Genomic DNA, 2,368 nt, shown 5'->3' with positions numbered 1-2,368 from the left:
CCAATAACCTTTAAACTCTAAGATAAGCGCATTATTTTCATGCGTCATTCGTTGATGCAGAAGGATATCCGGAGCGGAACCACGTGGACGGGAAGCTGTTCTTTTGACATCATCCATATTTCGATTGTACTCAGCATCTACATGGAGGTCACAGAAGTCTTCAGAATCGCGTATTAAATCACTGAGGTACAGTCCAAAACGGAATGCAATAGCCCTTTCATTTACTCCATACACGATTAGTTGGTTATCACAAGCGTAGAGTTTTTCTAGAGCTGTTCCAATAATAGCTTTTAGATTCTCTATTTGTTCTTCTGTCAAGTTCATTGCCTACTCTAATACGTTTTGAATGTCAGTCCTTCTTAGAGCCATTTTCTGGGCTAATATATGTCATATATAGAAAAGTATATATTTATATACATATGACTTTTAACATATATAGAAAATGCCGCTTTTCTATACATTTTATAAATAAAGTGTAAAGCAATTCACTGTTTTTTATACATATCGCTCTCGTGCATCAATAAAGAACTGGTAGAGAGATACGTTTAAATAATAATTAGTTCTACCAATCTTGTGCTTCTCTAGCAAATCTAATTGTACTAGCTCGTCTAGATATTTGGTAGCCGTAATCCGCGTTACCTGTAAATCATCCATCACAAATTCTATCTTGGTGTATGGGTGCTTAAATAGATTATTCAGTAAGTCCTGACTGTAAATTTTAGGCAGCTCACTGCGAATTTGATGTTTATAAAATTGCATCAGGTCTTTAATTCCCCTAACTAATTTTATGGTTTGCTGAGAAGTAAGCTCTATTCCTTTCAGCATGAACAACAGCCAGCCTTCCCAATCCCCGGCATCGCGTACTTGCTGTAAACTACGATAGTAATCGGGCTTTTTATCCACAACATAGCGGCTCAGATATAGTACTGGAAGTTGCAGCAAGTCTTTACATACCAGATACAAGATATTGATAATTCGCCCAGTACGTCCATTACCATCGTAAAAGGGGTGGATACTCTCAAATTGATGATGGATCACCGCCATTTTTACCAAAGGATCGACGTCAGATAATTCATCGTTATTGATGTACTCAACCAGATTTTGCATTAGGTCCTCAATATCTTTCGGATGCTGCGGCGGAGTATAGATAACTTCTCCAGTAGTGCTATTCTTAAGCGACGTACCCGGCAACTTACGTAGCCCGGCATTATTCTGCTCTAATTCCTGTTGTATCTGTAAAATATGGCTCAGCGTAAGGATCTTGTGTCGCCGTACGGCATCAAAACCTTTTCGCAGCGCATTCGCGTAGTTTTGTACTTCTTTCGTAGCTGTACTGAGCGCATAATCGGTTTGCAACTCAGCCTTATACAGTTCGTCGTGCGTCGTAATAATATTTTCTATTGCTGAGCTATCTCGTGCTTCCTGCAACGTCAGCGTGCTAATGAGTATCTGCTCATTAGGGATAGTGGCGGCCACGCCTTTTAATTCGGCTAAATGACGATGGGCCACCGCAACTTGTTTTAGCACTGCTTTTGTCTCTAGTTCGTGCTTAGGAGGTAATAAGGCAGGTTGCCAGCTCATATTTCAATCCCAACTTTAGCCAGATTCACCCGGATGCGTTCCTGTAGTTGGTGAGATTTAGCGAATTGCTCACTTAGTTCCGCAGAAAGTTCAGCTACTTTTTCTTCGTAGCTTACCCCATCATCCTCAGCCTCTTCTATTCCGACGTAGCGTCCGGGAGTCAACACATAATTGTTCTTGGCCACTTCCTCCAGCGTCGCCGACTTGCAAAAGCCTTGCACATCTTCGTATTGGCCGTCTTTATTTCGCCACTGGTGGTATACTTCGGATATCCGAATAATATCTTCGTCCTCTAACTCCCGATTTTTCCGGCTAATCATATGTCCCATTTTCCGGGCATCAATGAATAGAATCTCTTCGCTTCTATTCCGGAATTGGTGATTCCGGCGATTCCGGGCCAGGAACCATAGACATGCGGGTATTTGAGTGTTGTAGAACAACTGCGTCGGCAAAGCTACCATGCAGTCAATAATCCCTTCAAAAATTAGCTTTTTCCGGATTTCACTCTCATTTCCGCTATTAGTGGTCATCGATCCATTGGCTAGCACGATTCCGGCTGTTCCGGAAGGGCTTAGCTTATTGATGAAAAGTTGCAACCAAGCATAGTTGGCGTTTCCCGTCGGCGGCACACCGTAGTGCCACAAATGACTATCCTGTAAGCCCTCGCCTCCCCAGTCGGAAATGTTGAACGGCGGGTTGGTCAGTATGTAATCAACTTTCAGGTCTTTATGCTTATCGCTGTGGAAGGTATCACCTAACTCAATTTTCGCATCAATGCCCCGTATAG

3 protein-coding genes are annotated in these 2,368 nt (G+C 42.4%); all 3 read right to left on the bottom strand.

Annotation, left to right across the window (positions count from 1 at the left end):
* Nucleotides 1–318 (bottom strand): hypothetical protein (locus tag WBA23_RS18240; protein ID WP_424583713.1); only part of this gene is annotated, 318 nt, incomplete at its 3' end.
* Between the two features lie 177 nt (nucleotides 319–495).
* Nucleotides 496–1,581, bottom strand: coding sequence for a Fic family protein (locus WBA23_RS18235; RefSeq protein WP_424583712.1), 1,086 nt, complete (start codon nucleotides 1,579–1,581; stop codon nucleotides 496–498).
* On the bottom strand, nucleotides 1,578–2,368 hold a 791-nt coding region (locus WBA23_RS18230; RefSeq protein WP_424583711.1), incomplete at its 5' end, for an N-6 DNA methylase. The genes WBA23_RS18230 and WBA23_RS18235, both read right to left, overlap by 4 nt.

It is taken from the genome of Tunicatimonas sp., from assembly GCF_049647865.1.
Lineage (GTDB): Bacteria > Bacteroidota > Bacteroidia > Cytophagales > Cyclobacteriaceae > Tunicatimonas.
The sequence above is the reverse complement of the archived record's forward strand: the minus strand, read 5'-3'. Positions and strand labels throughout refer to the sequence as shown.

Bases quoted from the DNA above. Each gene is read 5' to 3' on its own strand.
- WBA23_RS18235 (WP_424583712.1), bottom strand. From the start codon at position 1,581: ATGAGCTGGCAACCTGCCTTATTACCTCCTAAGCACGAACTAGAGACA.